Below are 2,281 nucleotides of genomic sequence, written 5' to 3'. Positions count from 1 at the left end.
ACTGGCGCGGAACTTTATGTTGGGCATGGCACTGTCTGGGTGAATGGCGATAATGGCTATATTGCCATGCAGGTCAGTGGGTTAGAAGTGCTTCCTGGGGCCGGTCTCACGGATTCAGGTCATAGATACACGTAACAGTGATTATACGCCCTTCAACATAACACTATTTTCATCCGCTGCAATTCTGGCGGCCGCCGCTTTCAGGTCCGCTCTCTGACTCTGTGCCATCTCGACAAGCTGGCTGGTCGGAGGCAGGTCTTCGAGCGTCACATCAAGCTCGCCGGTCACCCCAACGGCATCGGAGGGGGACACCCCGAGCACTTCGGTAAGGTCAATTTTTGATTGCTCGAGCTTTTGTTCCGCCGAGGCTTTTTGATTCCGGGCCCTGGCAAGCCCAATGACTGCGGTATTGAGATCAATCCGGGTTTGTTTACCCTGTTTTACGGACATTTCAACCAGGTCTTTGGTGCGTTGCATAAGTTCAACGGCACGGGTTGCGGTTTCCAACTCTTTCTGAGCCAGCAGTATCCGGAAATAGGCGGCCCGCACCCGCGCCTTGGTGGCTACCTTCAGGTATTCAAGCTCCTGTTGCCGGGACGTGAGATTACTCCGGGCACGCGACTGCCCAAGGTCGCCGCGATTACCCATCCAGATCTCCTGAGTAACCCTCACCCCATATTCCAGGGACTCGTCGGCCTGATCCGGGGCCTGACGGGCCCCCAACTCAAACTCTGGATTGCTCGGCGCCCAGCGGCTGGCATGATCAAGCTGTCCCTGCTGTATCGAGACCGCGGCCCGCCTCAAAGCCAATACCGGGCTATTCTCGAAAGCCATCACCATGGCCTGGTTCAGGGAAACAGCCTGGCTGGCTTTGGCCTGCTGATATTCTTTCAGCGACACACTCTCTTTTGCCTGGGCCGACACCATAGGAGAGACGGCCAAGGCTCCCGGAACTATCATCGCGCACAACAACAATCGTTTGTTCATTCAGTATCATCCTGGCTGTTTGACTGAGGTCAGTGAGTCAGCATTTTTGCGTGGGAATCTGGAACGACCTTACAGACAAACCTTTAATACAGTTTGAAATTCAGGCACCGGATAAGAAATGAGCTTTGGCGGCAGGGGGGGGCAGAGGTAAGGGCGAGGATGTCGAGTCACCGGGCGTCAAGGCAGGCGCACGATGGTGGGTTCTTGCATGATAAATAAAAACCGGCCCGTCATTTGGGCCGGCTTTTTATTCTGGATCTGAATTGCTTGTGATCACTTGGCCGATCAGAAACTCCTGCTCCAACCCAGCCAGAACTTCGGATCATCCGAGTTGACAGAGCCAAGCGCGTCGGTTGACTCAATGTCCGCGTACTCCACGTTAACACTGAAAGAACCGAAGTTTCCCGCATCCTTTGTAACGTTGGCGGCGACGTGTGAATAACTTGCCTCGCCGACAGAAGCCTTGCCGTCATCAGCGAAGTCGTAATAGCCAAGCGTCACACCGGCACTGTAGCTGTCCTCCAGAGGCACCCCAACAGAGGCGTAGTAATAGGCATCCCCCTGCACGAACACCCCATCACCACTGGTGTCGCTGTTGATCGTGTAGGCCAGGCCGATGGCCGCAATGCCATAACTGATCTCGCCGTACAGTTCGCCGAAGTCGATGGAGCCCGGCGCGTCAGGATACGCATAATAAATGTACCCAACGTCATAACCCAGTTCTTCCACAGAGCCGGAGAATCCGGCATAAAGATCAAGCTCATAGCTGGTGCCGTCACCAAAATCGACATTGGAACCCCAACCACCGGCGTAGAAGCCCGACGCATGCTCATAATCCAACCCTCCCTGGACAGCCGCAGCCCCGTCTGTCTGGGTGACGCCCCGGAACAGATAGTTGCTGCTGGCGCTCACATTTGAGCTGACGTCAGCGCTAACAATGGCGGGCGCAGCCTGAAGTGCTGCAAGCAAAGTGATACTGATAAAACCTGATTTGGTGAAAAACTGCTTCTTCATAATGGATACCTTCGGTTGGGTTTCATTGCTCCAAATATGATTTAGCAAAATTCCTGCCACATCTTATTTATTCTTGTTTATCATAATTATAGAGACAAATCGGCGCATTCTGAGCTTGCCCCCGAAAAACGACCGCAACACCTAGCGCCCCAGAACCTGTCACCGGCCCGGACCAGCGCCCTGTTTTGATGCATTCTCTGTAACCATTCTCCTGAATCCGTGAAGCCGGCGCCGACACTTTCCCTATCACCGCCAGCGAGCACTTTTTGATCATTCGCCC

3 protein-coding genes are annotated in these 2,281 nt (G+C 54.2%); all 3 read right to left on the bottom strand.

Going from position 1 to position 2,281, the window contains the following annotated elements; translation table 11 throughout:
* Positions 1–141: 141 nt before the first annotated feature.
* Positions 142–987, bottom strand: coding sequence for a TolC family protein (locus tag BMY49_RS16980; RefSeq protein WP_197746125.1), 846 nt, complete (start codon positions 985–987; stop codon positions 142–144).
* A 285-nt stretch (positions 988–1,272) separates the two neighbouring features.
* Positions 1,273–2,001: a TorF family putative porin gene (locus BMY49_RS16975; RefSeq protein WP_035566949.1), complete on the bottom strand. Its 729-nt coding sequence runs from the start codon at positions 1,999–2,001 to the stop codon at positions 1,273–1,275.
* 67 nt (positions 2,002–2,068) lie between these two features.
* Positions 2,069–2,281 (bottom strand): hypothetical protein (locus tag BMY49_RS17650; protein ID WP_208596231.1); only part of this gene is annotated, 213 nt, incomplete at its 5' end.

The sequence above is a fragment of the Vreelandella aquamarina genome (genome assembly GCF_900110265.1).
GTDB lineage: Bacteria > Pseudomonadota > Gammaproteobacteria > Pseudomonadales > Halomonadaceae > Vreelandella > Vreelandella aquamarina.
The sequence above is the reverse complement of the archived record's forward strand: the minus strand, read 5'-3'. Positions and strand labels throughout refer to the sequence as shown.

What these genes read in the sequence shown, in the direction of transcription:
- BMY49_RS16980 (WP_197746125.1), bottom strand. Translation starts at nt 987, where the DNA reads ATGAACAAACGATTGTTGTTGTGCGCGATGATAGTTCCGGGAGCCTTG.
- BMY49_RS16975 (WP_035566949.1), bottom strand. Translation starts at nt 2,001, where the DNA reads ATGAAGAAGCAGTTTTTCACCAAATCAGGTTTTATCAGTATCACTTTG.